The sequence below is a fragment of the Phenylobacterium sp. LjRoot97 genome, assembly GCF_964254345.1.
Taxonomy (GTDB): Bacteria; Pseudomonadota; Alphaproteobacteria; order Caulobacterales; family Caulobacteraceae; genus Phenylobacterium.
The window spans coordinates 4,383,492-4,408,508 of sequence record NZ_CAXUTH020000001.1 but is presented as its reverse complement, the minus strand read 5'-3'; the positions used below and the strand labels follow the sequence as shown (position 1 = coordinate 4,408,508).

General features: G+C 68.9%; 25 protein-coding genes and 1 tRNA gene. 13 read left to right on the top strand and 13 right to left on the bottom strand.

The genetic code is table 11. From position 1 onward, the window contains the following. Window positions 1-2 precede the first annotated feature (2 nt). The gene (locus ACSQ2H_RS21910) at window positions 3-314 is read right to left on the bottom strand and encodes a YggT family protein (protein ID WP_269627600.1); all 312 of its coding nucleotides are present in this window, start codon (window positions 312-314) and stop codon (window positions 3-5) included. A gap of 125 nt (window positions 315-439) precedes the next feature. On the opposite strand from ACSQ2H_RS21910, the gene ACSQ2H_RS21905 reads away from it, so the two are divergent. Further along, window positions 440-515: transfer RNA gene (locus ACSQ2H_RS21905), tRNA-Ala, on the top strand. 43 nt (window positions 516-558) lie between these two features. On the opposite strand, the gene ACSQ2H_RS21900 is transcribed toward ACSQ2H_RS21905, so the two are convergent. Together ACSQ2H_RS21900 and ACSQ2H_RS21895 are read right to left on the bottom strand one after the other, a co-directional pair. Then, complete coding sequence (locus tag ACSQ2H_RS21900; protein WP_436063473.1) at window positions 559-975, bottom strand: cupin domain-containing protein; 417 nt, start codon at window positions 973-975, stop codon at window positions 559-561. Window positions 976-1,077: 102 nt separating this feature from the next. Continuing rightward, window positions 1,078-1,944 (bottom strand): MBL fold metallo-hydrolase, encoded by an 867-nt coding sequence (locus tag ACSQ2H_RS21895; RefSeq protein ID WP_436063472.1) that lies wholly within the window; start codon window positions 1,942-1,944, stop codon window positions 1,078-1,080. Between the two features lie 74 nt (window positions 1,945-2,018). Between ACSQ2H_RS21895 and ACSQ2H_RS21890 the strand changes: the two genes are divergently transcribed. Both ACSQ2H_RS21890 and ACSQ2H_RS21885 read left to right on the top strand, forming a co-directional pair. After that, complete coding sequence (locus ACSQ2H_RS21890; protein ID WP_436063471.1) at window positions 2,019-2,384, top strand: ArsR/SmtB family transcription factor; 366 nt, start codon at window positions 2,019-2,021, stop codon at window positions 2,382-2,384. After that, the gene (locus ACSQ2H_RS21885) at window positions 2,347-2,874 is read left to right on the top strand and encodes a rhodanese family protein (protein ID WP_436063470.1); all 528 of its coding nucleotides are present in this window, start codon (window positions 2,347-2,349) and stop codon (window positions 2,872-2,874) included. Before ACSQ2H_RS21890 ends, ACSQ2H_RS21885 begins: the two co-directional genes overlap by 38 nt. Window positions 2,875-2,904: 30 nt before the next feature. On the opposite strand, the gene ssuD is transcribed toward ACSQ2H_RS21885, so the two are convergent. After that, complete coding sequence (gene ssuD, locus ACSQ2H_RS21880; RefSeq protein WP_436063469.1) at window positions 2,905-4,053, bottom strand: FMNH2-dependent alkanesulfonate monooxygenase; 1,149 nt, start codon at window positions 4,051-4,053, stop codon at window positions 2,905-2,907. Between the two features lie 373 nt (window positions 4,054-4,426). Between ssuD and ACSQ2H_RS21875 the strand changes: the two genes are divergently transcribed. Genes ACSQ2H_RS21875 through ACSQ2H_RS21865 form a run of 3 tightly spaced genes read left to right on the top strand, consistent with a single transcriptional unit; the run spans window position 4,427 to window position 9,049 of the window. Next, a complete protein-coding gene (locus ACSQ2H_RS21875; protein WP_436063468.1) occupies window positions 4,427-6,718 on the top strand; it encodes a TonB-dependent receptor in 2,292 nt (763 codons plus the stop codon). A gap of 10 nt (window positions 6,719-6,728) precedes the next feature. Next, the gene (locus ACSQ2H_RS21870; protein WP_436063467.1) at window positions 6,729-8,114 is read left to right on the top strand and encodes an MFS transporter; all 1,386 of its coding nucleotides are present in this window, start codon (window positions 6,729-6,731) and stop codon (window positions 8,112-8,114) included. A 32-nt stretch (window positions 8,115-8,146) separates the two neighbouring features. After that, a complete protein-coding gene (locus ACSQ2H_RS21865) occupies window positions 8,147-9,049 on the top strand; it encodes a TauD/TfdA dioxygenase family protein (RefSeq protein ID WP_436063466.1) in 903 nt (300 codons plus the stop codon). Between the two features lie 51 nt (window positions 9,050-9,100). On the opposite strand, the gene ahcY is transcribed toward ACSQ2H_RS21865, so the two are convergent. After that, window positions 9,101-10,492, bottom strand: a complete 1,392-nt coding sequence (gene ahcY / locus ACSQ2H_RS21860) for an adenosylhomocysteinase (RefSeq protein WP_436063465.1) — start codon at window positions 10,490-10,492, stop codon at window positions 9,101-9,103. Between the two features lie 82 nt (window positions 10,493-10,574). Then, on the bottom strand, window positions 10,575-12,056 hold the full coding sequence (locus ACSQ2H_RS21855; protein WP_436063464.1) for a CHAD domain-containing protein: 1,482 nt from the start codon (window positions 12,054-12,056) through the stop codon (window positions 10,575-10,577). Between the two features lie 87 nt (window positions 12,057-12,143). Between ACSQ2H_RS21855 and bioB the strand changes: the two genes are divergently transcribed. From bioB to ACSQ2H_RS21835, 4 genes are all read left to right on the top strand, one after another. After that, window positions 12,144-13,142: a biotin synthase BioB gene (gene bioB, locus ACSQ2H_RS21850; protein WP_436063463.1), complete on the top strand. Its 999-nt coding sequence runs from the start codon at window positions 12,144-12,146 to the stop codon at window positions 13,140-13,142. An 86-nt stretch (window positions 13,143-13,228) separates the two neighbouring features. Beyond that, on the top strand, window positions 13,229-14,170 hold the full coding sequence (locus ACSQ2H_RS21845) for an ABC transporter ATP-binding protein (protein WP_436063603.1): 942 nt from the start codon (window positions 13,229-13,231) through the stop codon (window positions 14,168-14,170). Continuing rightward, entirely contained in the window at window positions 14,167-14,928 is a 762-nt protein-coding gene (locus ACSQ2H_RS21840; protein ID WP_436063462.1) for an ABC transporter permease, read from the top strand. Before ACSQ2H_RS21845 ends, ACSQ2H_RS21840 begins: the two co-directional genes overlap by 4 nt. 195 nt (window positions 14,929-15,123) lie before the next feature. After that, complete coding sequence (locus tag ACSQ2H_RS21835; RefSeq protein WP_436063461.1) at window positions 15,124-16,299, top strand: DUF937 domain-containing protein; 1,176 nt, start codon at window positions 15,124-15,126, stop codon at window positions 16,297-16,299. Window positions 16,300-16,365: 66 nt separating this feature from the next. Here the strand turns inward: ACSQ2H_RS21835 and ACSQ2H_RS21830 are convergent, their stop codons facing one another. From ACSQ2H_RS21830 to ACSQ2H_RS21810, 5 genes are read right to left on the bottom strand one after another with little or no spacing between them, the layout of a single operon-like run. Then, the gene (locus tag ACSQ2H_RS21830; protein WP_436063460.1) at window positions 16,366-16,638 is read right to left on the bottom strand and encodes an HPr family phosphocarrier protein; all 273 of its coding nucleotides are present in this window, start codon (window positions 16,636-16,638) and stop codon (window positions 16,366-16,368) included. Beyond that, on the bottom strand, window positions 16,635-17,039 hold the full coding sequence (locus ACSQ2H_RS21825) for a PTS sugar transporter subunit IIA (RefSeq protein WP_436063459.1): 405 nt from the start codon (window positions 17,037-17,039) through the stop codon (window positions 16,635-16,637). The genes ACSQ2H_RS21830 and ACSQ2H_RS21825 overlap by 4 nt, the downstream gene beginning before the upstream one ends. Window positions 17,040-17,049: 10 nt before the next feature. After that, window positions 17,050-17,535, bottom strand: coding sequence for an HPr kinase/phosphorylase (locus ACSQ2H_RS21820; RefSeq protein WP_436063458.1), 486 nt, complete (start codon window positions 17,533-17,535; stop codon window positions 17,050-17,052). After that, window positions 17,532-19,163 carry a stimulus-sensing domain-containing protein gene (locus ACSQ2H_RS21815; protein WP_436063457.1) on the bottom strand — a complete coding sequence of 544 codons (1,632 nt, stop codon included), beginning with the start codon at window positions 19,161-19,163 and terminating at the stop codon, window positions 17,532-17,534. Before ACSQ2H_RS21815 ends, ACSQ2H_RS21820 begins: the two co-directional genes overlap by 4 nt. Then, a complete protein-coding gene (locus ACSQ2H_RS21810) occupies window positions 19,132-19,854 on the bottom strand; it encodes a response regulator transcription factor (RefSeq protein WP_436063456.1) in 723 nt (240 codons plus the stop codon). The genes ACSQ2H_RS21815 and ACSQ2H_RS21810 overlap by 32 nt, the downstream gene beginning before the upstream one ends. Window positions 19,855-20,141: 287 nt before the next feature. Between ACSQ2H_RS21810 and ACSQ2H_RS21805 the strand changes: the two genes are divergently transcribed. Continuing rightward, window positions 20,142-21,794 carry a hypothetical protein gene (locus ACSQ2H_RS21805; RefSeq protein ID WP_436063455.1) on the top strand — a complete coding sequence of 551 codons (1,653 nt, stop codon included), beginning with the start codon at window positions 20,142-20,144 and terminating at the stop codon, window positions 21,792-21,794. A gap of 4 nt (window positions 21,795-21,798) precedes the next feature. Here ACSQ2H_RS21805 and ACSQ2H_RS21800 read toward each other — a convergent pair whose 3' ends face one another. Then, window positions 21,799-22,830, bottom strand: coding sequence for an aspartate-semialdehyde dehydrogenase (locus ACSQ2H_RS21800; RefSeq protein WP_183770747.1), 1,032 nt, complete (start codon window positions 22,828-22,830; stop codon window positions 21,799-21,801). 128 nt (window positions 22,831-22,958) lie between these two features. Here ACSQ2H_RS21800 and ACSQ2H_RS21795 point away from each other — a divergent pair, with 128 nt between their 5' ends. Both ACSQ2H_RS21795 and ACSQ2H_RS21790 read left to right on the top strand, forming a co-directional pair. Then, the gene (locus ACSQ2H_RS21795; protein WP_436063454.1) at window positions 22,959-23,525 is read left to right on the top strand and encodes a hypothetical protein; all 567 of its coding nucleotides are present in this window, start codon (window positions 22,959-22,961) and stop codon (window positions 23,523-23,525) included. Between the two features lie 68 nt (window positions 23,526-23,593). Continuing rightward, window positions 23,594-23,980 (top strand): PaaI family thioesterase, encoded by a 387-nt coding sequence (locus ACSQ2H_RS21790; RefSeq protein ID WP_436063453.1) that lies wholly within the window; start codon window positions 23,594-23,596, stop codon window positions 23,978-23,980. On the opposite strand, the gene ACSQ2H_RS21785 is transcribed toward ACSQ2H_RS21790, so the two are convergent. After that, on the bottom strand, window positions 23,977-24,963 hold the full coding sequence (locus tag ACSQ2H_RS21785; RefSeq protein WP_436063452.1) for an NAD(P)-dependent oxidoreductase: 987 nt from the start codon (window positions 24,961-24,963) through the stop codon (window positions 23,977-23,979). The genes ACSQ2H_RS21790 and ACSQ2H_RS21785 overlap by 4 nt on opposite strands. Window positions 24,964-25,017: the final 54 nt, after the last annotated feature.

Here is a 25,017-nt window from a genome sequence, read left to right as displayed (position 1 = left end):
GCCTAGCCGAGGCCCATCAGCGCGCCGGCGGCGGCCGGCAGCAGGTAGCGCTGGATGCCCGAGATCACCAGGATGGCGATCACCGGGCTGATGTCGACGCCGCCGAGCGACGGGATGATCTTCTGGAACGGGGCCAGCACCGGCCGCGTCACCGCGTCGAGGAAGCGGGCGACGTTGTAGACGAACTGGTTGCGCAGATTGATCACGTCGAAGGCGACCAGCCAGGACAGGATGGCGCTCGCGATCAGCGCGAACACGAGCAATCCGAGCAGCGCGTCGATGATGAAGAAGACAAAGCCGACCAGCGGGGCCATCAGAAAATCCGAGTGGAATGGGCCTCCTGTATCGGCTGGCGCGGCGGCGCTGGCAAGTCGCGACGCCGCATCGGCGATCAGCCGCTTGACAGACCCCGCCTTCGCCCCCTAAGTCCGCGCCTCCTGGGGCCGTAGCTCAGTTGGTAGAGCGCCTCGTTCGCAATGAGGAGGTCAGGGGTTCGACTCCCCTCGGCTCCACCAATTCCTCGCGGAATTGGTCGAACCTCAGGAAATTTCCAGACAATCAGATCTTCGTGCCGGGACCGTCCTCGGTCAGGACGCCGTCGAAGTGTTCCTCGTTGGCGTCGGCTTCGGCCTTGGTCGCGCGCACCACGCCGTCGCGGTGCTCGGGCGGGCCGTAGAGCGTGTAGAGCCGCAGCGCCTTGTCGCCGGTGTTGATCACGTTGTGACGGGCGCCGGCCGGGACGATGATCGCGAAGTCGGCCTTCACCTTGGTCTTCTCGCCGTCGATCCAGACCTCGCCCTTGCCCTTCTCGATGCGGAAGAACTGGTCGTGGGTGCTGTGCACCTCCTCGCCGATCTCCTCGCCGGGCTTGAGGGACATCAGCACCAGCTGCAGGTGCTTGCCGGTGTAGAGCACGCGGCGGAAGTCCTTGTTGCTTTCCGTCAGCTCCTCGATGTCGTCGACAAAGCCCTTCATGGCGCGTCCTTTCCTGATGCTGCCTAGTGTCCAGCTTGAGCGGCGTAAGCAGCGCGAGCCTTGATGCAAATCAAGCCTACGCCGGTCACGGCCCGATGACGGTCAAGCCTGATCGACGGTAACGGGAAGCCTGAGGAACACGTTCCCGGCGGCCGTGGCCGGCGGCAGGGCGCCGGCGCGGATGTTCACCTGCAGCGAGGGCAGGATCAGGGTCGGGGCGGCCAGGGTGGCGTCGCGCCCCACGCGCATGGCGACGAACTCGTCCTCGGTCACGCCGTCGCGGACGTGGATATTGCCGGCCCGCTGAGCTGCGACGGTGGTCTCCCAGGCGAAGGCTTCGCGCGCGGCCGGCAGGTAGTCGTGGCCGACGAAAATCCGGGTGTCGCCCGGCAGGGCGAGGATCTTGCGGGTCGAGCGATAGAGGGCGGCGGCGTCGCCGCCGGGGAAGTCGGCGCGGGCGGTGCCGTAGTCGGGCATGAACAGGGTGTCGCCGACGAAGGCCGCATCGCCGATCAGGTAGGTGACGCAGGCCGGGGTGTGGCCGGGCGTGTGCAGCACGCCGATCTCCAGTTCGCCCAGCGGCAGGACGTCTCCCTCGGCCAGCAAGCGGTCGAAAACCCGGCCGTCGTCTGTCACGTCATCCGCCTCGAAACGCGGGATGAAGGTCTTCTGGACCTGAACGATCTCGGCGCCGATCACCACCGCGGCGCCCGTCTGGCGGCGAATGTAGTCGGCCGCCGACAGGTGGTCGGCGTGAGCGTGGGTCTCCAGCACGTAGGCCAGCGACAGTCCTTGGTCCTGCGCGGCGGCCAGCACGGCGTCGGCCGAGGCGGTCGAAAGCCGGCCGGCCTTGGGTTCGAAATCGAGCACGGGGTCGATCACCGCTGCGACGCCGGTCGCAGGGTCGATGACCAGGTGGGTCGCGGTCGAGGTGGCCTTGTCGAAGAATGTCTGTACGTGTGGGGTCATGGTCGGAGCCTCCTTCGGCGTCGGCCTTTCACATAAGCATTTGCTAAATTAGAAACAACTCATATATATCGGCCATGTTCGATCTCGCGAACTTCGACATCGCCCGTTTCGAGGCCAGCGCCGGTGAAGCCGCCAAGCTTCTGCGCGCGCTCGGCAACGAGCGGCGTTTGATGATCTTGTGCCAGCTGACCGAAGGCGAACGATCGGTGGGCGAACTGCTGCCCCTGGTCGGCCTGTCGCAATCGGCCCTGTCGCAACACCTGGCGGTGCTGCGCGAGGAAGCCGTCGTGGCCACGCGCCGCGAGGGCCAGACCATCTGGTACCGGATCGCCGACCCCGCCGCGATGAAGGTGGTGGCGACGCTCGCGGAGATCTTCTGTCCTCCAGACATGAAGAAGGCCGATGACCCCGACCCAACTGAATCCCAAGGACGTCGCTAAGCTGCTGGCCGAGGGCCGGGCGGTGCTGTTCGACGTCCGCGACCCCGACGAGTTCGCGCGCCGCCATGTGAAGGGCGCGCGCCTGCGCCCGCTGGCGAGCCTCGACGACGGCCCGTTGGACGTGCCGCCCGGGGCCGTGCCGATCTTCACCTGCCGCTCGGGCATGCGGACGGCGGCCAATTGCACGCGGCTGGCCGCCGCCGCCGGCGGCGGGGCGCTGGTGCTGGCCGGCGGCGTCGACGGCTGGGCGGCGGCCGGCCTGCCGCTGGTCGAAGACCGCAAGGCGCCGCTGGAACTGATGCGCCAGGTGCAGATCGCCGCCGGATCGCTGGTGCTGCTCGGGGTCGCGCTCGGCCTGCTGGTCCATCCCGGCTTCTTCGGCCTGGCGGCCTTCGTCGGCGCGGGCCTGACCTTCGCCGGGGCCAGCGGCTTTTGCGGCATGGCGCGGCTGCTGGCCCTCGCGCCCTGGAACCGGGCGGCGAGGGCCTAGAGCGATGGATCCCCTGGTCGCGAGCCTCGCCTAGGACGCCGCGCGCAGCGGCGGGGCGATGAAGGACGGCGAGACGTTCGGGAACTTGAGGCCGCTCTCGCCGACCTGGTGCTTCAGGTTCAGTTTCGGGAACAGCAGCTCGGCGACGCGGTAGGCCTCCTCAAGGTGCGGATAGCCCGAGGCGATCACCGTATCGACGCCGAGCTGGGCGTATTCCTCCAGCCGCTCGGCGATGGTGTCGGGGTCGCCGACCAGGGCGGTGCCGGCCCCGGTGCGCACCAGACCGATGCCGGCCCAGAGATTGGGGCTGACCTCGAGGTTGGCGCGGCTGCCGTTGTGCAGGGCGCTCATCCGCGACTGGCCGACCGAGTCCGAGCCCTTGGCCATCGCCCGCTGGAAGGCCTCGATGGCGTCGTCGGTGACGTACTTGATCAGCTCGTTGGCGGCGTCCCAGGCCTGGGCCTCGGTCTCGCGGACGATGATGTGCAGGCGGATGCCGAAGCGGATCGTGCGGCCGCGCTTGGCGGCGCGCTCGCGCACGTCGTCGATGACCTCCTTCAGCTGGGCCGGGGGCTCGCCCCAGGCCAGGTAGACGTCGACGTGCTGGGCGGCGATCTCGCGGGCGATGTCGGAGGACCCGCCGAACCAGATCGGGGCGTGCGGCTCCTGTACGAACGGGAACAGCAGCCGGCCCTTGTCGATCGAGAGGTGCTTGCCCTGGTGGGTGACGGTCTCGCCGTTGGCCAGCCGCCGCCAGATGTTCAGGAACTCCTCGGTCTGCACGTAGCGTTCGTGGTGGTCGAGGAAGATGCCGTCGGCGGCCAGGGCCTGGGGGCTGCCGCCGGTGACGATGTTGACCAGGGCGCGGCCGCCGGTCAGGCGGTCGAGGGCGGCGGCCTGGCGGACGGCCTCGGAGGGGTGGATCAGGCCCGGGCGCGCGGCGACCAGCAGGCGCAGGCGCTCGGTGAACGGCGCGATCGAGGCCGCCGTGATCCAGGCGTCGGTGCAGTGGGCGCCGGTCGGCAGCAGCACGCCGGAATAGCCGAGCCGGTCGGCGGCGACCGCGATCTCGCGCAGGTAGCGCGGGGTCGGGGCGCGGTCGGTCTCCGGGTGGCTCAGATAGGCGTTGTCGCCCGCCGACGGGATGAACCAGAGGAAGTCGAGCGGGGACTTGGACATGGGACTCTCCGAGGCGCCGCCAGGGCGCGAAGATATATTCCTACATAATCCATCGGAATAATAGCGCTACGAGAAATCCTGAAGCCCGGCCGCAAGAATTCCGACAATAGCGGGCGCGAAAGCCGCCGCAGAAAAACTGTAGCGACTCATTTCCTATGTCGCCCCTAGGAATAAGGGGTGACGTCCGTCCTCCCCTTCTGGCGTCGCACCGATAGCGGAGCGCGGGTCCGGCCGACGGGCCCGCGCGACGCATCCCGACCGCCGGCGCGCAAGCGCCCAACATGACGCCGAACGGCGTCTCGACACCTGTTTCATCATCTGGAGGCAGGGGCGCTGCTGCGCCTCCGCGGGGATAGCTGTGCCTGACCTAAGCTTGAAATCGAAACTGATCCTATCGGCCGCGACCGTGGCGATCCTGATCGGCGCGCCGCCGCCGGCCTTCGCCGACGACGCCGACGCGTCTGTCGAGGAGGTGGTCGTCACCGTCCGCCGCCGTGCAGAAAAACTGCAGGATGTGCCGATCACCGTCTCGGCCGTCAGCGGCCAGACCCTGGCGACCGAGCGGCTGGACCGGGTCGCCGACTACGCCGCCAAGATCTCCAACTTCAACGCCCTGCAGCAGAACACCCGGGTCTCGACCCTGACCATCCGCGGGGTCGGCGGCAACGCCAACAGCGACGGGTCGGAGGCCGGCGTCGGCCTGATCGTCGACAACGTGTTCTTCACCCACCCCGGCTTCTCGTGGCTGGACTTCGTGGACCTGGAGAGCGTCGAGCTGGCGCGCGGTCCGCAGGGCACGCTGCTGGGCAAGAACACCACCCTGGGCGCGCTGGTGGTGACCACCAGGAAGCCGTCGTTCACGCCTGAGGCCCAGGTCAGCGGCACGATCGCCAACAACGAGCGCTATCAGCTGCGGGCGAACGTCTCGGGGCCGCTCTACGGCGACAAGCTGGCCGGACGGCTGACCTTCTATCGCGACGTCGGCGGCGGCTACATCACCAACAAGTTCGACGGCGAAGACTACCTGGGCAACGACCGCTGGGCGCTGCGCGGCCAGCTGCTGTTCGAAGGCGAGAGCTTCTCCAACCGGCTGATCGCCGAGCACTACGAGACCAAGGAATACAACAACTTCTACCCGCCGGCCGGCGACCCGACGAGCTTCGTCAACGGCACGCCGCGCAACGGCTGGGAGCGCAAGCTGCGCACCGCCTTCGGCTATGTCCCGAGCTACGACGTCTACGACAACGCCGACCTCGACACCCAGGAGAAGATCGTCTCGCGCACCGACGGGGTGTCCAACCAGTTCGACTGGCGTCTGGGCGGCCACACCCTGACCTCGGTCACCGCCTGGCGGCGGCTGTACTTCCGGCCGACGAACGACAGCGACCTGACGCCGTTCTCGATCTTCCGGGCCGGTTACGACGTCGATGTCGACCAGTACTCCCAGGAGCTGCGGCTGGCCTCGCCGACCGACGGCGCGTTCGACTACCAGGCCGGCGTCTACCTGCTGAAGCAGGACGTCACCAGCAACTACCGGACCCTGTTCTACGACGACGCCAGCGCCTTCCTGCTGGGTCCGGCGGTTCCGGGCTTCGTGCTGAACGGGCTTGAGACCCAGCAGATCGGCAAGGCCGAAACCAAGAGCGCGGCGGTGTTCGGCCAGGGCGCCTATCGGTTCAACGACCGCGCCAGCCTGACCGCGGGCCTGCGCTACACCTACGAGGAGCGCGAGGCCTCGAACCAGGGCCTGGCGTTCGGCGGGACCCCGCTGACCGGGGCGCTGGCCGCCTATGCGCCGTTCCGCGCGGCGGTGGCGGGCGCGCCGTTCCTGGTCGAGGGCCAGAAGGATTCCGGGTCGTTCTCCTGGCTGATCAACCCGTCCTACAAGGTCACCGACGACGTCCTGGCCTATGCCAGCGTCAGCTACGGCGAAAAGTCCGGCGCGGCCAATCTCGGCGCGCGGCCGGGCGACCCGATCATCATCTCACCGGAGAAGTCGATCGACTATGAGCTCGGCCTCAAGACCACCTGGCTCGGCGGCCGGGCGATCCTCAACGGCAACCTCTACTGGAACGAGATCACCGACTATCAGGCGACCCTGACCAGCCAGGCCGGGACCACCGCCCGCTCGTACCTGTCGAATGTCGGCAAGGTGCGGCTGCGCGGGGTCGAGGTCGAGGGCCAGGCGCAGCTCACGCAGGCGCTGCGGCTGTCGGCGAGCGCCGCGTTCAGCGACGCGCGCTACCAGTCCTACACCAACGCCCCGGTCCCGGTGGAGTACGGCTATGCCGGCGGGCCGGCCTTCGTCGACCTGTCCGACACCCGCGTGCCGTTCGCGCCGAAGTTCACCGGCCAGTTCAGCGTCAACTACGAGGCCCCGCTGACCGGCGACCTGGTGCTGTTCGCCTACGCCAACCAGACCTGGCGCAGCTCGACCTTCCAGCACTCGCTCTCGCAGTACGGCCGCCAGGACGCCTACGGCCTGACCCACGCCGGGATCGGGCTGAAGGACGCCGCCGGCCGCTGGTCGGGCAACATCTGGGCGAAGAACCTGTTCGACCAGGAGTACGCGGCCGCCTTCGGCAACGCCTCGGCCAACACCCCCTACATCGCCATCCTCGGTGAGCCGCGCACCTTCGGCCTCACCGTGACCGGCCGGTACTGAGGGGACGCGCGTGAGCCAGCTCGCCCCTAACCGTCTTCCCGCCTGGCGGCTGGCGGTGTTCGCCGCCCTGGCGATCCCGCTGGCCGGCGCGGGCCTGCCGCTGGCGGTCTATCTGCCGCCCTACTACGCCCAGGAGCTGGGCCTGGGGCTGGGCGTCGTCGGGCTGATCTTCATGCTCAGCCGGGCGTGGGACGCGGTCACCGATCCGCTGGTCGGGGTGCTGTCGGACCGCACGCGCAGCCGGTTCGGGCGGCGCAAGCCGTGGATCGCCGCCGGCGCGCCGCTGTTCGCGCTCTCGACCGCGGCGATCTTCGCGCCGGGGCTGTTCGGAGTGGAGAGACCCGGCGCAGCCTGGCTCAGCGTCTGGCTGGTGGTGTTCTACGTCGGCTGGACGATGATCCAGATCCCGGTCTCGGCCTGGGTCGGGCAGCTGGCGGCGCAGTATCACGAGCGCAGCCGGGTGCAGACCTACTTCCAGGTGGCGACCGCCGGCGGCCTGCTGCTGGTCCTGGTGCTGCCGGCGGCGCTCGACCAGCTGGGCGCCCGCGCGGGCCTGCCCGCCGATCCGGGGCTGAAGGTGGCGGCGATGGGCGGGTTCATCCTGGCCACTTTCGTCCCGACCCTGATCGCCGCCCTGGCGCTGGTGAAGGAACCGCCGGCTCCGCCGCCGTCGCCGGCGCGCTCGACCCTGCGCCGCGACCTGGCCGCCGCCGCCCGCGACCCGCTGCTGCGCAAGGTGCTGACCTCGGACTTCGCAGTCACGCTCGGCCAGCTGATCCGCTCATCGCTCTTCGTGTTCTTCGTCTCGGCCTATATGGGCCGCCCGGACCTGGCGGCGGGTCTGTTCCTGCTGCAGTTCGTGTTCGGGGTGTTCGCGGGGCCGATCTGGCTGCGGATCGGCTACCGGCTGGGCAAGTCCCGCGCGGCGATCGCCGGCGAGCTGGTGCAGGTGGCGATCAACCTCGCCCTCCTGTTCGTCGTCCCTGGCGCCCTGCCGCTGCTGGTCGGCCTGACCATCGCCCAGGGCCTGGCCCAGGGGTCCGGCAACCTGATGCTGCGCTCGATGGTCGCCGACATCGCCGACAAGCAGCGGCTGGAGAGCGGCGAGGACCGCACCGGCCTGCTGTTCTCGATCTTCAGCCTGACCGGCAAGGCCGCCACCGCCGTCGCGGTCGGCGTCGCCCTGCCGCTGGTCGGGCTGCTGGGCTTCAAGCCCGGCGCGGTCAACGCGCCCGAGGCGCTGCTGGGCCTGAAGCTGGTCTTCGCGCTCGGCCCGGCCCTCGCCCACCTGGCCTCGGCCTGGCTGATCTCGGGGTTCAGCCTCGACGCCGCCGGCCACGCCGACATCCGCCGTCAACTGGACAGCCGCGACGCCGCGGTCGTGCCCGCCGAATGACCTTCCGCTCAAGCCTCAAGGAGACCCTTCAGATGAGCATCCAAGACCTCGACATCCGCCCCGTCGCCGGCCGCATCGGCGCCGAAGTCGCCGGCGTGACCCTGTCGGCCGACCTGCCGGGCGCCACGGTCGCGGCGATCGACGACGCCCTGCACAGGTACAAGGTGCTGTTCTTCCGCGACCAGGGCCATCTGGACGACGCCTCCCAGGAGGCGTTCGCCGCCCGGCTCGGCGAGCCGGTCGCCCACCCGACCGTGCCGGTGGCCAACGGCAGCAGCTACCTGCTGGAGCTCGACTCCCATCGCGGCGGCCGGGCCAATGCCTGGCACACTGACGTGACCTTCGTGCCGGCCTATCCGAAGGCTTCGATCCTGCGCGCGGTGGTCTCGACCGCCTCGGGCGGCGACACCGTCTGGGCCAACACCGCCGAGGCCTATGCCCGCCTGCCCGACCATCTGCGCGAACTGGCCGACAAGCTCTGGGCGCTGCACACCAACGCCTACGACTATGCGGCGGCCAAGCCGGCGGCGACCCGCGACCAGATCGAGCGCCATCGCAACGTCTTCGCCTCGACGGTCTACGAGACTGAACACCCGGTCGTGCGCGTGCATCCGGTGACCGGCGAGCGGACCCTGGTGCTGGGGCAGTTCGTGAAGTCGCTGGTGGGGCTGTCCAGCGCCGACTCGCGGCGGATCTACGACACCCTGCAGGAGCACGTGATCCGGCTGGAGAACACGGTCCGCTGGCGCTGGCGGGCCGGCGACGTGGCGATCTGGGACAACCGGGCGACCCAGCACTATGCGGTCGACGACTATGGCGACCAGCATCGGGTCATGCGCCGCGTCACCTTGAACGGCGACGTTCCGGTCTCGGTCGACGGGCGTCCGAGCCGGGCGATCTCGCCGCTGCCGGCGGCGGCGATCGCGGCGGAGTAGGCGTCACGTCCCGGACTTCGGCGCGATGGCCGAAGTCCGGGCGCGGACGTCTTAGTAGCGGTAGTGGTCCGGCTTGAACGGGCCGGCCGCGGGCACGCCGATGTAGTCGGCTTGGTCCTTGGAGAGGGTGGTCAGCTTCGCGCCCAGCTTTTCCAGGTGCAGGAAGGCGACCTTCTCGTCGAGGTGCTTGGGCAGGGTGTAGACCTGGGTCTCGTACTTGGCCTTGTTGGTCCACAGTTCGATCTGGGCCAGGGTCTGGTTGGTGAAGCTGGCGCTCATCACGAAGCTGGGGTGGCCGGTGGCGTTGCCCAGGTTCACGAGGCGGCCTTCCGACAGCACGATGATCTTCTTGCCGTCCGGGAATTCCACGTGGTGGACCTGGGGCTTGATCTCGTCCCACTTGAAGTTGCGCAGGCCGGCGATCTGAATTTCGGAGTCGAAGTGGCCGATGTTGCAGACGATGGCGTTGTTGCGCATCCGGCGCATGTGGTCGACCGTCAGGACGTCCTTGTTGCCGGTGGCGGTGACGAAGATGTCGGCCTTGTCGGCGACGTCTTCCATGGTCTGGACTTCGTAGCCTTCCATCGCCGCCTGCAGGGCGCAGATCGGGTCGATTTCGGTGACGATCACGCGGGCGCCGCCGTTGCGCAGCGAGGCCGCCGAGCCCTTGCCCACGTCGCCGTAACCAAGGACGACCGCGACCTTGCCCGACAGCATAACGTCGGTGCCGCGACGGATGGCGTCGACCAGGCTTTCACGGCAGCCGTAGAGGTTGTCGAACTTCGACTTGGTGACGCTGTCGTTGACGTTGATCGCCGGGAACGGCAGTTCGCCGCGCTCGGCCATCTGGTACAGGCGGTGCACGCCCGTGGTGGTTTCTTCCGACACGCCGCCGATGGCGTCGCGGATCGCCGAATAGAAGCCCGGCTTTTCCTTCAGGTAGCGCTTCATCACCGCGTAGAGCGCTTCTTCTTCCTCGTTCTGCGGGTTGTTCAGGACCGAGGGGTCCTTCTCGGCCTTCGGGCCCAGCACGCAGAGCAGGGTGGCGTCGCCGCCGTCGTCGAGGATCAGGTTCGGGTAGCCGCCGTCAGCCCATTCGAAGATGCGGTGGGCGTATTCCCAGTACTCGACTAGGTTCTCGCCCTTGATCGCGAAGACCGGGGTGCCGGCGGCGGCGATGGCCGCGGCGGCGTGGTCCTGGGTCGAGAAGATGTTGCACGAGGCCCAGCGGACTTCGGCGCCGAGCGCTTCCAGGGTCTGGATCAGCACCGCGGTCTGGATGGTCATGTGCAGGGAGCCGGCGATGCGGGCGCCCTTCAGCGGCTGGTCCTTGCCGAACTCGGCGCGCACGGCCATCAGGCCCGGCATCTCGGTTTCGGCGATGGCGATTTCCTTGCGACCGAAATCGGCCAGGGTGATGTCTTTCACGACATAGTCGGTCATCGGGCGGTCCTGTCGGAGAGGGTGATTGTCGGCTCTATAGCCGCCGCCCGCCACCGGGGCAAGAAATCACATAAAGAAACCTTTATATGACCCAGAACGGCGACGTGGCCGCCAGCTTGTCCATGGCCTTGGCCGCGCCCTTGACGCTCTTGGGTTTGGCCGCTTCGCGGGCCGCGAGCAGCGTCCGCGCCGCCGCCAGCGCCGAGCCCTTGAGCCGCAGCCGCTCGACCAGTTCGGCGGCGACGGCGGCGTCATTGAGCGCGCCGAGCTCGTCCTGCAGCAGTTTCAACGAGCTGATGAACGGCTTGGCGTCGGCGTCGAACAGCGGGGCGAAGGCCTCCGCCGTGTAGCGCAGCTTCTTGGCGGCGATGCGGGCGTCGTGGCGAGCCTGGTCATCGACGCTCTTGAGGTCTGCGGCGAGCTTCAGCAATTGCTTGCGTCGGCGCTCCAGCGCCTTGGCGGCGAAGCGGTCGGCGGCGCTGGCCCGATGCTTGGCGTGAGCCTTGCCGCCCATCGACAGCCAGGCCCCGGTCTCGACCCAGGCGGTGGTGTCGAGCACCAGGTCGCGGAAGCGCCCGGAGGCGACGGCCGCGCAGGCCTTGGCGTGGGCGCGGGCGCGGGCGGTCTCGACGATGGGAGCGAGAGCCGACAGATCGAGCGTCGGGTCAACCAGCGCCCCAGCGCTCTCGGCGAAGACATCAAGGTCGCGGGCCTCGTTGCAGGCGCCGGCCAGCCACTTCAGTTCGGCCTTGATCGCCTCGGCATGATCGTCGTCGGCGATGTCGGAGAAGGTGGAGATCGTGCTGCGTAGCCGGCGAACGGCGACGCGCAGTTGGTGCACGGCCTCGACGCTGTCGGCTTCACGCAGCACCACGCCGTTGGCGGCGATCTGCACGAGGGTGTTGCGGGCGATGGCCTGGAAGGAGCCGGCCGCGGTCAGGCCGCGGGCCAGCGGGGCCTTGTCGTGACGGCGCGGCGAGCGGTCGGAGCCGTCGATCAGGCCCTGGCCCTGGGTCGCCTTGCCGTCGAACGACAGATAGAGCGGCGCGGTCTTCGAGAGCTGCCGGGCGAGGTCGAACATCGGCCGGCAGTCGCCGTCCTTGAGTTCCAGTTCGACCTCGCTGACGCGGCGGGCGCGTTCGCCGGCCTGCACCTCGCCCTCGTCGACCGCCAGTTCGATGGAGGCGCCGCCGAACTCGAAGGTCCGCTGGCGGCGCACGACCCGCACGGTGAAGATCGGCGACAGGGCCTTGCGCTTGGCCGGGGACAGGGCGTCCTTGAGTGCGGGAAATCCCAGGTCGAGCCCCTCGGAGCTGATCGTCTGCTCGTGTTCCTCGCGGGCGAATCCGTCGCCACGCTTGAGGGTCTGCACCCGCTTGCCGCCGCCCTCGCGAATGCGCAGCGAAATCCGCGCCTTGCGCAGATCGCCCTGCGGCGTGTCGTAGTAGGTGGAAACCAGAGCCTTTTCATGGGTTTCGCCATGAGGGGCCGCGGCGAGCACGACCGCGAGGTCGGCGGGCTCGCACAGGAACTTCAACTCGATCTCGTCTTGCCCCGCGCTCATGCGCTAAACGCTCCTGACCCGGGTGGTTTCGCCGGCCTCGCGCAGGCGGCCGAATCCGACGCCCATTCGCACGAGTAAGGCTTCACCATGAACGCTCCAATCGCTCAAGGTTTCCATCCGGTCGATCCCGCAGAACCGCGTCACAATTGGACGCTGGCCGAGGTCGAGGGTCTGTTCGAGCTGCCGTTCATGGAGCTGGTGTTCCAGGCCGCGGCGGTGCACCGGGCGTGGTTCGATCCGAGCGAGGTGCAGCTCTCGCAGCTGCTCAGCGTCAAGACCGGCGGCTGCGCCGAGAACTGCGGCTACTGCAGCCAGAGCCAGCACTTCGAGACCGGCGTGAAGGCCGGCAAGCTGATGGACGCGACGAGCGTCATCGCCGCGGCGATGGAGGCCAAGGCCGGCGGGGCGCAACGCTTCTGCATGGGCGCGGCCTGGCGCGACCTGAAGGACCGCGACGTGCCGAAGGTGGCGGCGATGATCTCGGGCGTGAAGGCGCTGGGTCTGGAGACCTGCGCCACGCTCGGCATGCTGACCCGCGACCAGGCCCAGTCGCTGAAGGACGCCGGCCTCGACTACTACAACCACAACCTCGACACTGGCCCGGACTATTACGACCAGGTGGTCACGACCCGCACCTATCAGGACCGGCTCGACACCCTGGAGGCCGTGCGCTCGGTGGGGATGTCGACCTGCTGCGGCGGCATCGTCGGCATGGGCGAGACCCGCACCGACCGCGCCGGCCTGCTGCACGCCCTGGCCACCCTGCCCGAGCATCCGAACTCGCTGCCGATCAACGACCTGATGCCGATCCCCGGCACGCCGCTGGGCGATTCCGAGGCGGTCGATCCGCTGGAGTTCGTGCGGATGATCGCCGTGGCCCGCATCGTCTGCCCGAAAACCGTGGTCCGGCTCTCGGCCGGCCGTGAGCACATGAGCCGCGAACTGCAGGCGCTGTGCTTCCTGTCCGGGGCCAACTCGATGTTCATCGGCGGCAAGCTGCTGACCACCGCCAACCCCGACAAGGACACCGACGCCGCGCTCATGGCCGACCTCGGCCTGCGCCCCATGACCATGGCGGCGAATTAACGGGGACGGTTGTCGGCTGCTGACAGGTCCGTGCGTCCTTCGGTCTAGCTGGAGCGTCGCGGCCCGCCTATCTGGGTGACGCCGCCCTGACAGGAGCCCGCGTGCAGCCGATCATTTCCGTAGCCGGTCTGACCAAGACCTATGCCGGGGGCTTCCAGGCTCTCAAGAACGTCGACCTAGAGATCCGGCAGGGCGAGATCTTCGCCCTGCTGGGTCCGAACGGGGCCGGCAAGACGACGCTGATCAGCATCATCTGCGGCATCGTCAATCCGAGCGGCGGCAAGGTGAGCGCCGACGGCCACGACATCATCGCCGAGTACCGCGCGGCGCGGACCAAGATCGGGCTGGTGCCGCAGGAGCTGTCGACCGACGCCTTCGAGAGCGTCTGGGACACGGTGAAGTTCAGCCGCGGGCTGTTCGGCAAGCGGCCCGATCCGGCCTATCTCGAGAAGATCCTTCGCGACCTGTCGCTCTGGGACAAGAAGGATTCGAAGATCATGGCGCTGTCCGGCGGCATGAAGCGCCGGGTGATGATCGCCAAGGCGCTGAGCCACGAGCCGCGCATCCTGTTCCTCGACGAGCCCACAGCCGGGGTCGACGTCGAGCTGCGCCGGGACATGTGGGAGATGGTCCGCGGCCTGCGCGAAAGCGGCGTGACCATCATCCTGACCACCCACTACATCGAGGAGGCCGAGGAGATGGCCGACCGGATCGGGGTGATCAGCAAAGGCGAGATCATCCTGGTCGAGGACAAGGACGTGCTCATGCGCAAGCTGGGCAAGAAGCAGCTGACCCTGCACCTGCAGGAGCCGCTCAGCGCGCTGCCGGCCGACCTCGCCGACTATCAGCTGGAGCTGGCCAAGGACGGCCACGAGCTCGTCTACACCTTCGACGCCCAGAGCGAGGACACCGGCATCGCCGGCCTGCTGCGGCGGCTCAGCGCCGCCGGCGTCGACTTCAAGGACCTCCGGACCGAGGAAAGCTCGCTGGAGGAGATCTTCGTCAGCCTGGTGAGGGGCCGGCCATGAACCTGCACGCCATCAAGGCCATCTACATCTTCGAGCTGGCGCGCACCTGGCGCACGCTGATGCAGTCGATCGCCTCGCCGGTGATCTCGACCTCGCTCTATTTCATCGTCTTCGGGTCGGCGATCGGCTCGCGGATGGTCGAGATCGAAGGGGTCAGCTACGGCGCCTTCATCGTGCCCGGGCTGATCATGCTGTCGATCCTCACCGAGAGCATCATGAACGCCTCGTTCGGGATCTACATGCCGAAGTTCTCGGGCACGATCTACGAGGTGCTGTCGGCCCCGATCTCGGCCTTCGAGATCGTGGTCGGCTATGTCGGGGCGGCGGCGACCAAGTCGGTGATCCTCGGCCTGATCATCCTGGCCACCGCGCGGCTGTTCGTCGACTTCAGCATCCTGCATCCGGTCTGGATGATCGGCTTCCTGGTGCTGACCTCGATCGCCTTCAGCCTGCTCGGCTTTGTCATCGGGGTTTGGGCCGACGGCTGGGAGAAGCTGCAGATCGTGCCGATGATGATCGTGACGCCGCTGGCCTTCCTGGGCGGCAGTTTCTACTCGATCAGCATGCTGCCCGAGCTCTGGCAGAAGATCACCCTGTTCAACCCGGTGGTCTATCTGATCTCCGGCTTCCGCTGGAGCTTCTACGGGATCTCCGACGTCGACGTGGGCGTCAGCCTGGGAGCGACCTTCGGCTTCGTGCTGATCTGCCTGGCGGCGATCTGGGCGATCTTCCGGACCGGCTACAAGCTCAAGACCTAGACGCTGGGCGCGGCGTCTATCGGGTATTTACGCAACTATCGCGGGCGATCGGCCCGAGTGTACACACGACGGGGTTTTGCCAAACTATTCGACTGTGTCCGCGCAGCGCGGGGCCTGTCTGGGGGGATCGAGTACAGCTTGCGTGCGTGACTTGCGCTGAGCCCGACACGATCCAACCCCTGCGGGAGATGCGTCGTGACCAACCTCGTTCAGACTGTGATCGGCGCCCTGTCGCCGGACATGATCGGCCACCTGTCCAGCGTTCTCGGGGAATCCTCGGGCTCGGTAAGCAAAGGCGTGTCGGCGGCGGCTCCGGCGCTGCTGGCCGCGGCGCTCCAGCAAAGCTCGACGAGCAGCGGCGCCAACGGCCTGCTCAGCCTGATCAGCCAGGCGACCGGCGGCGGCAATCCGCTCGACCGGCTGCCGGCCCTGCTCGGCGACGACGGCGCGCGGGCCGGCTTGCTCAGCCAGGGCAAGACGCTGTCCGACAGCCTGCTCGGCGGCAACGCCGGGGCGGTGACCAGCGGCCTCTCCAGCTTCGCCGGCATCAAGGGCGGGGCGGCGACGCAACTGCTGTCGCTGGCCGCGCCGCTGGTGCTGGGCGCGATCGGCAAGGCGCTGGGCGGCGCGCCGACGGCTTCGGGCGTGCAGTCGCTGCTGTCGGACCAGCGGGCCAGCATCCTCGGGGCGCTGCCGCCGGGCCTCGGCTCGCTGTTCGGCCTCGGCGGAGCGACGCAGGCGGCGCGCGCCGCGCCGGCCGCGGCCGGCGGCGGGTTCGGCAAGATCCTGCCCTGGCTGATCGCCGCCGCGGTGGTGCTGGCGCTGATCTTCGGCCTGCGCAACTGCGGCTCCAAGCGGGTCGAAACCCCGCCGCCGGTCAAGACCGAGGTGGTCCCCGCGCCGGCGCCCGCCCCCGTCGCGGCGGCGCCCGAGACCCTGACCTTGCCGGGCGGGGCGACCATCACGGTGTTGCCGACCTCGATCGGCTACGGGGTGACCAAGTTCCTCGAGTCCAACGAGGCGGCGCCCAAGACCTTCGTGTTCGACAACCTGAACTACGACACCGCCTCGAACGCCTTGACGCCGGAGAGCAAGCCGACGATCGACACGCTCGTCCTGATCCTGAAGGCCTATCCGAACGTTCGCGGACGGGTGGTCGGCTACACCGACAACCAGGGCGATCCGGCCGCCAACAAGACGCTGTCCGACGCCCGCGCCGCGACGGTGAAGAAGGAGCTGGCGGCCCAAGGCGTCGCCGGCGAGCGGATCGAGACGGCCGGCATGGGCGAGGCCGACCCGATCGCCGACAACGCGACGGAGGACGGACGGGCCAAGAACCGGCGGACCGAGCTGGTCATCATCCGCAAGTGATCAACTTTTGTAAGCCGTAGGCCCTCGTCGGGCTTTGGGGGCGGCCCGTGGCGACGCGGGCCGCTTCTATTCGTCTTCGTCGAAGCGGGCGGCGACGAGCGCGGCCAGGGCCTCGACCGCCGGCGCGGCTTCCTTGCCCTCGGCCAGGATGTCGATGCAGCAGCCGGGGCCGGCGGCCAGCATCATCAGGCCCATGATCGAGCGGGCGTCGACGCTGGCGCCGTCCTTGGCCACCTTGACCTCGGCGTCGAAGGTGGCGGCCAGCTTCACGAACTTGGCCGAGGCGCGCGCATGCAGGCCCCGCTTGTTGATGATCTCGACAGTCCGCGAAGCGCTCACTTTTCGCCGGCCAGCACGTAGGAGGCGACGGAGATGTACTTGCGGCCGGCCTCCTGGGCGCAGGCCACGCAGTCCTCGAGCGACTGGCGCGTACGCACCGAGGCGAGCTTGATCAGCATGGGCAGGTTGAGGCCGGCGATGACCTCGGCCTTGGTCTGCTCCATGACCGAGATGGCCAGGTTCGAGGGGGTGCCGCCGAACATGTCGGTCAGCAGGATGACGCCGGACCCGGAGTCGACGGCTTCGCACGCCGCCAGGATATCCTTGCGGCGCTTTTCCATGTCGTCTTCCGGCCCGATGCAGATGGCCGCGACCGCAGCCTGCGGTCCGACCACATGCTCCATGGCGAAGATGAACTCCTCGGCCAGCCGCCCGTGCGTGACGATCACGAGCCCGATCATGCCAACTCTCTCAACGGGAATCCCCACCCGGCCGCGGCGATACGCCGGCCGCGAGGGCGTCTAGATACGCTTTATCCGCCCAAGCTCCAAGATGGTGCAGTGCGCGGCGAAGCTTCGCGGGCGCCGAAGACTCTAACGCCTGAAGTGAAAGCATCGGGATACTCAACCCGACGTAATCCTTGAAAGCCGGTTCGGGCATCCGCTCATGCTGCTCGCAGGCGACGGCCAAGGCAATGCGGCAAAAGGGAATGGCGGGTTCAGCGACCACGCCCAGGCCGCGCACCTCGATCAAGCCGGCGAGCGTGTCGGGGGCGCGGCCATACAGCGCGCCGTCGCAGGCCCAGAGCACCACGCGGTCGTCGGCGACCAGCCGAAATCCGTGGTCGAGGGCGCGCAGGGCCAGGTCGCTCTTGCCGGCGCCCGACGGGCCTTCGATGAGCACGCCCAGCCAGCGACCGTCGACATAGGCTGCGACCAGGCCGGCGTGGGCGATCATCGCCGGGCCTCGGGCAGGGTGACGACGAAGCGCGCGCCTTCGACCCCGCCGTCGGGGTCGGTGCGGTTCTCGGCGCGGATCGAGCCGCCCTGGGCGGCGGCGATCTGGCGGGCGATCGACAGGCCGAGACCGGAGTTGCCGCCGAACGCCGCGCCCTTGGGACGCGAGGTGTAGAACCGCTGGAAGATGGTCTCGAGGTTGTCGGGCGGAATGCCGGGGCCGTCGTCGTCGACGGTCAGCACCGCCTGGCCGCGGCCGCGTTCCAGCTGCACGCGCACCTGGCCGCCCTTGGCGCTGAACGAACGGGCGTTGTCGATCAGGTTGCGCAGCAACTGGCCCAGCGGTCCCTCGCGGCCGGAGACCATGATCGGCTCCAGGGTGTCCGGCGGCGTGTAGGCGACGGACACGTCGCCCGGCTTGGCGGTGTCCTGATAGAGCTGGGTGACCTCGGCGATCAGCCGCCCCAGGTCGAGGGCGCGCAGGTCTTCTCGCGACAGCTCGGCGTCCAGGCGCGAGGCGTTGGAGATGTCGGTGACCAGCCGGTCGAGGCGCTGGATGTCGTTCTTGAGGATCGCCATCAGCCGGTCGCGGGCGGCCGGATCCTTGACCAGGTCCAGGGTCTCGACCGCCGAGCGCAGCGAGGTCAGCGGATTCTTGATCTCGTGGGCGACGTCGGCGGCGAACCGCTCGATGGCGTCCATCCGCTCGGACAGGGCGTCGGTCATGTCCTCCAGCGAGCGGGTCAGGTCGCCGAGCTCGTCGTCGCGGCGGGCCAGCTGCGGCAGCGAGATCGAGCGCGCCCGCGACAGACGCACGCGGTCGGCGGCGCGCGACAGCATCCGCACCGGCTGGGCGATCAGGTTGTTCAGCAGGATCGACGAGACCAGGGTCACGAAGATCGCGATCAGGATGAACGGCGCCAGGGCCTGGCGCTCGGCGCGGATGATTTCGTCGACGTCGCTGGCTTCCAGCGTCAGGACGCCGAGCACCGCTTGGACGTGCTGGATCGGGATCGAGACAGAGACCACGCGCTCGCCGTCCTCGGCGGTGCGCATGCCGGCCCAGTGGACGCCGCGCAGGGCTTGGCCGACCTCCATCATCAGCGCGCGCTGGGCGGCCGGGGCGGGCGGCGGCGGCGGACGGCCGATCTTCAGGTCGAGGGCCAGGCCGCGCTGGTCCTCGCGCGGGCGGGCCGGCGGCAGCACCTTCCATTCGACCCGGTCGGCGACCCAGTAGCTGTCGGCGATCAGGTTGCCCTGGGCGTCGAACAGCCGCGCCCGCTGCGAGCGCGGGTTGGACAGCATCTGCAGGATCTCGCTGGCCGCCTGGGCGTCGAGCTCGGGAGTCGGTTCGCCCACCGTGGCGGCGCGGTTGATCACGTTGACGATCAGCTCGCCCTGCGTGGTCAGGCTGTCGATCCGCGCCCCGACCAGGCCGCGCCGCAGCTCGTTGAGCAGCAGCGAGCCGGCGATGATGATCGCCAGGCCCAGGACGTTGAGCAGGATGATGAAGCGCCCCAGGCGCGAGCCTGGCAGCCAGCTGAAGAACGAAGGCCCGGAGCGCGGCGGCCGCCGCTTGCGGGCCGCCGACTTCGGGTCAGGCTTCGCGGTATCTGTATCCGACGCCATAAAGGGTTTCGATCGCGTCGAACTCAGGGTCGACTTCGCGGAACTTCTTTCGCATCCGCTTGATGTGGCTGTCGATGGTGCGGTCGTCGACATAGACCTGATCGTCGTAGGCCGCGTCCATCAAGTTGTCGCGGCTCTTCACGAAACCGGGCCGCTGGGCCAGCGACTGCAGCAGCAGGAACTCGGTGACGGTGAGCTTCACCGGCTTGCCGTCCCAGAGGCAGTCGTGGCGGGCCGGGTCGAGCGTCAGCTTGCCGCGCTTCAGGGCGCGCGACTGGGACTCGCCGTTGGTCGCGCCGTTGGCCGCGGGGGGCGGTTCTTCGCCCTCGACGCCGGCCCGGCGCAGCACCGCCTTCACCCGCTCGATCAGCAGGCGCTGGCTGAACGGCTTGTGCATGTAGTCGTCGGCGCCGAGGTTGAAGCCGAGGATCTCGTCGATCTCCTCGTCCTTGGAGGTCAGGATGATCACCGGCAGGTCCGAGGTGCGGCGCAGCCGGCGCAACACTTCCATGCCGTCCATGCGGGGCATCTTGACGTCGAGGATGGCCAGGTCCGGGGGATCGTTCTCCAGGGCCGCCAGTCCCGAGGCGCCGTCGAAATAGGCCTTCACCTCGTGGCCGTGGCTTTCGAGGGCGAGGCTGACCGACGTGACGATGTTCTCGTCGTCGTCCACCAGGGTGATCTTGGCCATAGGTCTCGTCGTATCCTTCAGCGAAGCTTGGCAAGCTAATCGCCCGCCAGCGTGTCCTCAATGGGGCGCCGCACGGAGGGCGAAACGTCCCTGTGCGGGAAGCCGGCGGACAGGGGGCTGGTTCCATCGGTCGCCGACCAACGGTCGGGCGGCGAAATCCCTTGTGATAAAGGGGTATTAAGCTTGTCGGCGCATGCTGTCCGGGAAAGGGATCTCCTGTGACCGGCCATCAAATCCATTTCGAAGTCTTCATTCGGCGGGCTCCTGGCGCTGCGTGGAAGCTCGACATGGCCACCGAGAACCGCACCGCCGCGGTCTCGGCCGCCGAGGAATTGATGGCCGAGGGGCGCGTCGCCGCCGTCCGGGTCACCAAGGAAACGCTCGATCCGGAGACCCGCGAGTTCCAATCGATCACCATCCTCAACCTGGGCGTCTCCGAGGCGCCGAAGAAGAAGAAGGTCGTCGAGAACCAGGATCCGCTCTGCGTCAGTCCGCAGGACCTCTACACCGTCCACGCGCGCGAGCGGATCGGCCGGCTGCTCGAAGGCTGGCTGGAGCGCAAGGGCGCGACCCCGTTCGAACTGCTGCACCGCCCCGACCTGGTCGAGGAGCTGGAGGCGTCGGGCACCGACCTACAGCACGCTATCCAGAAGGTCGCGATCCCGGAGGCGCAGAGCCGCGGCCTGAGCGTCCACGAACTGATCCGCACGTTCTCCAGCCTGGTCGAGCGGGCCATCGACCGGCTGCTCAAGGATTCCCGCCGGGGCGGGATGCCCAACCTCGACAAGGAAGGTTTTGCGCGCGCCGCCGAACGCGTCAGCCAGGATCCAGAGCGCGCCTACCTGCTGGGCGCAGGGGTCGCGGCCTCGATCGCGCCGGCCCGCTCATGGTCGGAGAAGGTCTCGCGCCTGCTCGATCTGGCCGACGCCGCCCCGGTCACCGGCCCGCCGCGCGGCCTGGCCCTGCAGACCGTCGAGCAGCCGCTGGCCGAAATCCTCGGCTCGAAGTCAGGGCTCGACAACATCATCGGCCAGGACTTGGACCTGGGCGGCCAGCTGGCGGCGATGACCCGGCTGGCGGCCTGCGACACGGTCGACGCCCTGATCCGCGCCGAGCCGTCCGTCGCCCGGATCATGCCGCCGCTGTCGGAGGCCGCGACGCGGCTCTCCAAGTGGCTGGCCGCCGAGGACTTCGCCAGCGTCCGCGTCGCCATCGCAAAGCGGGTGGTGCGCGAGCTGCATGGTCCACGGCGGCTGCGCCCGTCCGACGCGTCCGGTGAAATCGAGGTGATGCGCGGCCTGGCGATGACCCTGACCGCCGCCGCGACCGCCGGGGCGCTGCTCAACGTCGACGACGTGCAGGCCGCGTTCGTCCAGCGCTCGCGGATGCTGGTGACCAGCGACTTCGTCGAAGCCTATCTGGGCGGCGGCGAGCGCAGCGCCCGCGAGGAGATCGAGGCGCTGGTCTGGCTGGTCGAGAACGTCATCGGCGGCGCCAACAAGCGCCAGGCCGGGCGATACCTGTCCGCCGGCGTCGGGGCGCTGCGGTTCGAAAAGGAGTTCCGCTACGGTCCCGACACCGCAGCGGTGAAGCTGCAGAAGCTGGCGGCGCTGCAGCGGGCCGTCGCCCGCGGCGGGCTGGCCCAGGAGGACTACGCGCCGATCCAGGCCAAGATCGGCGACGTCGGCGGAATGGTCGAAGCCGACGCCCGGCTGATCCCGACCCTGGCCAAGACCCCTGCCTCGGCCGCCCAGAAGCTGTTGCTGCTGCTCAAGCTGGCCGCGGGAGAGACCGCGCCGGCTGGCCCGGCCGCCGATCGCGCCCGCCAGGAGGCGATGCGTCTGGTCCGCCAGGACGAGACGCGGGCTGAACTGGCGGCCAACCCCGAGCGCATGGATCAGGTGCGGATCCTGATCAGTCAGCTCGGCGTGGCCGCCTGACGCCTTAGGCGGCGGTCTTGCTCTTCAGCAGGCCGCGCTCGTGCAGCAGCTCGGCGATCTGCACCGCGTTCAGCGCCGCGCCCTTGCGCAGGTTGTCGGCGACGACCCACAGGTTCAGGCCGTTCTCGACCGTCGGGTCCTTGCGGATGCGGCTGACGAAGACCGGGAACTCGCCCTGGGCCTCCTTCGGCGTGATGTAGCCCTTGTCGTTGCGCTGATCGATGACGATCAGGCCGGGGCTCTCGCGCAGCAGGTCGCGGGCTTCGTCCTCGTCGAGCGGATCGTGGAACTCGATGTTCACGCTCTCTGAGTGGCCGACCATCACCGGCACGCGGACGCATGTGACCGTCAGGGCGATCGACGGGTCGATCATCTTGTGGGTCTCGTTCCACATCTTGGCTTCTTCGTCGGTGTAGCCGTCGTCGCCGAAGGCGCCGATGAACGGGATGACGTTGAAGGCGATCTGCTTGGGGAACTTCTTGGGCTCAGGCGCGCCGAGCACGAAGACGCCCTTGGTCTGATCCCAGAGCTCGTCCATGCCTTCCTTGCCGGCGCCGGAGACCGATTGGTAGGTCGAGACGACGACCCGCTTGATGCGGGCCCGGTCATGCAGCGGCTTCAGCGCGACGACCAGCTGGGCGGTCGAGCAGTTCGGGTTGGCGATGATGTTCTTCTTGCCGGCATAGGCGACGTCGTCCGGGTTCACCTCCGGCACGATCAGCGGCACGTCGGGGTCCATGCGCCAGGCCGAGGAGTTGTCGATGACGATCGGGCCGGCGGCGCCGATCTTCGGCGACCATTCCTTGGAGAACGAGCCGGAGACGCTCATCAGCACGACGTCGACGGTCGAGAAGTCGAACTGCTCGACGTCCTCGCACTTGAGGATCTGTTCCCCGAACGAGACCTCGACGCCGATCGAACGGCGGCTGGCGATCGCGTGAATCTTGTCCACGGGGAAGTTCACTTCCTCCAGGATGTTCAGCATCTCGCGGCCCACATTGCCCGTGGCGCCGACCACGGCCACCCGATAGCCCATGGCGGTCTCCTTCAGAGGTTCAAAAGCGGAGCGTCCCCTTACGCCTTGCGGTTCCCGCGCGCAATGAACCGCGGTCGCCCGACTGGCCCGCCGCTTGCGACGCCTGAGGCGTCACAGCGGGAGGCGTCATGTCCATCAGCAGCATTTCCACGGTCACGGACGTCGGCCCGGCCGCTCCGCGCGATCGCCGCGGCGAGGGCAACCTTCTGTTTACAAAGCGCTTCGACGCGGCCGCGGGGTCTCTGGCGGCCCTGGAGGACGAGGCCGACCTGGCCGCGATGATGGATCTGGCCGGGATCGGCGGCGGCAACATCGACTCGGCGGCTTTTGCCGCCCGGCCGCAGGGCGCCGAGCGCGCCTTCTTCGTCGACAGCCTGCGCGAGGTGCTGGCCGAGGGCGGGCTGGCCAGCTGGCTGGTCACGGACGAGCCCGAGGTCATGAGCCTGGCCGAGCTGCGGGCCGAGGTGATCGGGGGCGAGGTGCTGCCGGCCTACGGTCTGGAGGCACGCGCGTCGCGGCTGCCGGACCCCGCCGCGCCCGACTATCTGGACCAGGTGCGCCGCCGGCTGCTCGGCATCGGCGAGGCCGGGCCCACGCCGCCGGCCCAGGACGCCCTGGACCGGGTGCTGCGCGAGGAGCGGGCGCGGATGACCGAGCGCATGGTGGCGCAACTGGCCAGCGCGGCGCGCAGCTAGCCGTTACCTGGCAGGTCATCGACCGGCCGCGGCCGGCGGGTCACAATCTCTGACGCGGAGGATGCTTCATGGCGCAGGACACCGGCATGCCCTTTTCCAACCTGATGGGGGTGGAGATCGTCGAACGCGGCAAGGACCGCGTGGTCGGCCGGCTGGTCGTGCGCGAGGACCTTTGCACCGCCGGGGGCATCCTGCACGGCGGGGCGTTCATGGCCTTCGCCGACGCGTTGGGCGCAATCGGCGGCTTCCTCAACCTGCCGGCCGGCGCGCGGACCACGACCCTGGAGTCGAAGACCAACTTCCTCGGCGCGGCCAAGGTCGGCGCGACCGTCACCGGCGAGGCCATCCCGCTGCACATCGGCCGCCGCTCCAGCGTCTGGCAGACCCGGATCACCAACGCCGAGGGCAAGCTGCTGGCGCTGGTGCTGCAGACCCAGATGACGGTCGAGGCCTAGCCTGCCGCGATGTCTTCGGCGCGGGTGACGTTGAGCATTGGCTCGCCGCGCAGGTAGCGCCCGAGGTTCTCAAGGAACAGGGCGTCGCCGCGGGCCCCGGTCAGCTCGCCGCGATTGGAGGCGTGCGGGGTGACCCGCACCTTCGGATGGTCCCAGAACCAGGCGTCGGCCGGCAGCGGCTCGGTCTGGAAGACGTCGAGCACCGCCTGCGCCGGCTGGTCGCGGTCGAGGCCGGCGCGCAGGGCGTCTTCGTCGACCAGCCCGCCGCGGCCGATGTTGATCAGGATCGCGCCCGGCTTCATCGCCGCGAAGAACGCGGCGTCGGCCAGGTCGCGGGTCTCCTCGTTCAGGGCGCAGGCCAGCACCACGACGTCGGCCTGGGGCAGGGTGCGCGGCAGGTCGGCGAGCGTGCTGACCGCGTCGGCCAGCCCTTCCGGATCGGGTGAGCGGCGCACCGCCTCGACCTGGGCGCCGAACGCCTTGGCGCGCTGGGCGATCTCGCGGCCGATGTTGCCGAAGCCGACGATCAGCCAGCGGGTCTGGCCGACCTCGCGGAAGCTGACGGGCGTCCACTCGTGCGCGGCCTGGTGGGCGGCCTGCTGCGCGATCGGGTGCAGCAGGCTGAGCGCGTGGATGGTCACGTACTCGGCGATGGCCGGGGCCTGGGCGCTGGAGTTGGTGACCGTCAGGCCCTCGCGCGCCAGCGGCTTGAACATCGGGTTGTCGAGGCCGGCGAAGGCGGTTTGCACCCAGCGCGCGTCCGGCGAGGCCGCCAGCCGCGGGAAGTAGTCGCCGCCGCGCTTGCCGAACGCATCGAGGCTGAGCCACCAGATGTCGGGTTTGAGATTGGCGGCGTCGAACGGCGCGCCGCGCAGGGTCAGGCCGCCGTCGGGCTCCAGCACCACGACGTCGAGATCGGGGGCCAGGGCGGCTAGGCGGCCGGCGATACGCTCGTAGGGCGCGCGGAGGAGCAGGGCTTGCATGCCCGAACTCTAGCTTGACCTCCGGATCCGGCAATCCTCGACATTTGACAGCAT

Bases quoted from the DNA above. Each gene is read 5' to 3' on its own strand.
- ACSQ2H_RS21910 (WP_269627600.1), bottom strand. From the start codon at position 314: ATGGCCCCGCTGGTCGGCTTTGTCTTCTTCATCATCGACGCGCTGCTC.
- ACSQ2H_RS21900 (WP_436063473.1), bottom strand. From the start codon at position 975: ATGAAGGGCTTTGTCGACGACATCGAGGAGCTGACGGAAAGCAACAAG.
- ACSQ2H_RS21895 (WP_436063472.1), bottom strand. From the start codon at position 1,944: ATGACCCCACACGTACAGACATTCTTCGACAAGGCCACCTCGACCGCG.
- ACSQ2H_RS21890 (WP_436063471.1), top strand. From the start codon at position 2,019: ATGTTCGATCTCGCGAACTTCGACATCGCCCGTTTCGAGGCCAGCGCC.
- ACSQ2H_RS21885 (WP_436063470.1), top strand. From the start codon at position 2,347: ATGACCCCGACCCAACTGAATCCCAAGGACGTCGCTAAGCTGCTGGCC.
- ssuD (WP_436063469.1), bottom strand. From the start codon at position 4,053: ATGTCCAAGTCCCCGCTCGACTTCCTCTGGTTCATCCCGTCGGCGGGC.
- ACSQ2H_RS21865 (WP_436063466.1), top strand. From the start codon at position 8,147: ATGAGCATCCAAGACCTCGACATCCGCCCCGTCGCCGGCCGCATCGGC.
- ahcY (WP_436063465.1), bottom strand. From the start codon at position 10,492: ATGACCGACTATGTCGTGAAAGACATCACCCTGGCCGATTTCGGTCGC.
- ACSQ2H_RS21855 (WP_436063464.1), bottom strand. From the start codon at position 12,056: ATGAGCGCGGGGCAAGACGAGATCGAGTTGAAGTTCCTGTGCGAGCCC.
- bioB (WP_436063463.1), top strand. From the start codon at position 12,144: ATGAACGCTCCAATCGCTCAAGGTTTCCATCCGGTCGATCCCGCAGAA.
- ACSQ2H_RS21840 (WP_436063462.1), top strand. From the start codon at position 14,167: ATGAACCTGCACGCCATCAAGGCCATCTACATCTTCGAGCTGGCGCGC.
- ACSQ2H_RS21825 (WP_436063459.1), bottom strand. From the start codon at position 17,039: ATGATCGGGCTCGTGATCGTCACGCACGGGCGGCTGGCCGAGGAGTTC.
- ACSQ2H_RS21820 (WP_436063458.1), bottom strand. From the start codon at position 17,535: ATGATCGCCCACGCCGGCCTGGTCGCAGCCTATGTCGACGGTCGCTGG.
- ACSQ2H_RS21815 (WP_436063457.1), bottom strand. From the start codon at position 19,163: ATGGCGTCGGATACAGATACCGCGAAGCCTGACCCGAAGTCGGCGGCC.
- ACSQ2H_RS21810 (WP_436063456.1), bottom strand. From the start codon at position 19,854: ATGGCCAAGATCACCCTGGTGGACGACGACGAGAACATCGTCACGTCG.
- ACSQ2H_RS21805 (WP_436063455.1), top strand. From the start codon at position 20,142: ATGGCCACCGAGAACCGCACCGCCGCGGTCTCGGCCGCCGAGGAATTG.
- ACSQ2H_RS21800 (WP_183770747.1), bottom strand. From the start codon at position 22,830: ATGGGCTATCGGGTGGCCGTGGTCGGCGCCACGGGCAATGTGGGCCGC.
- ACSQ2H_RS21795 (WP_436063454.1), top strand. From the start codon at position 22,959: ATGTCCATCAGCAGCATTTCCACGGTCACGGACGTCGGCCCGGCCGCT.
- ACSQ2H_RS21790 (WP_436063453.1), top strand. From the start codon at position 23,594: ATGGCGCAGGACACCGGCATGCCCTTTTCCAACCTGATGGGGGTGGAG.
- ACSQ2H_RS21785 (WP_436063452.1), bottom strand. From the start codon at position 24,963: ATGCAAGCCCTGCTCCTCCGCGCGCCCTACGAGCGTATCGCCGGCCGC.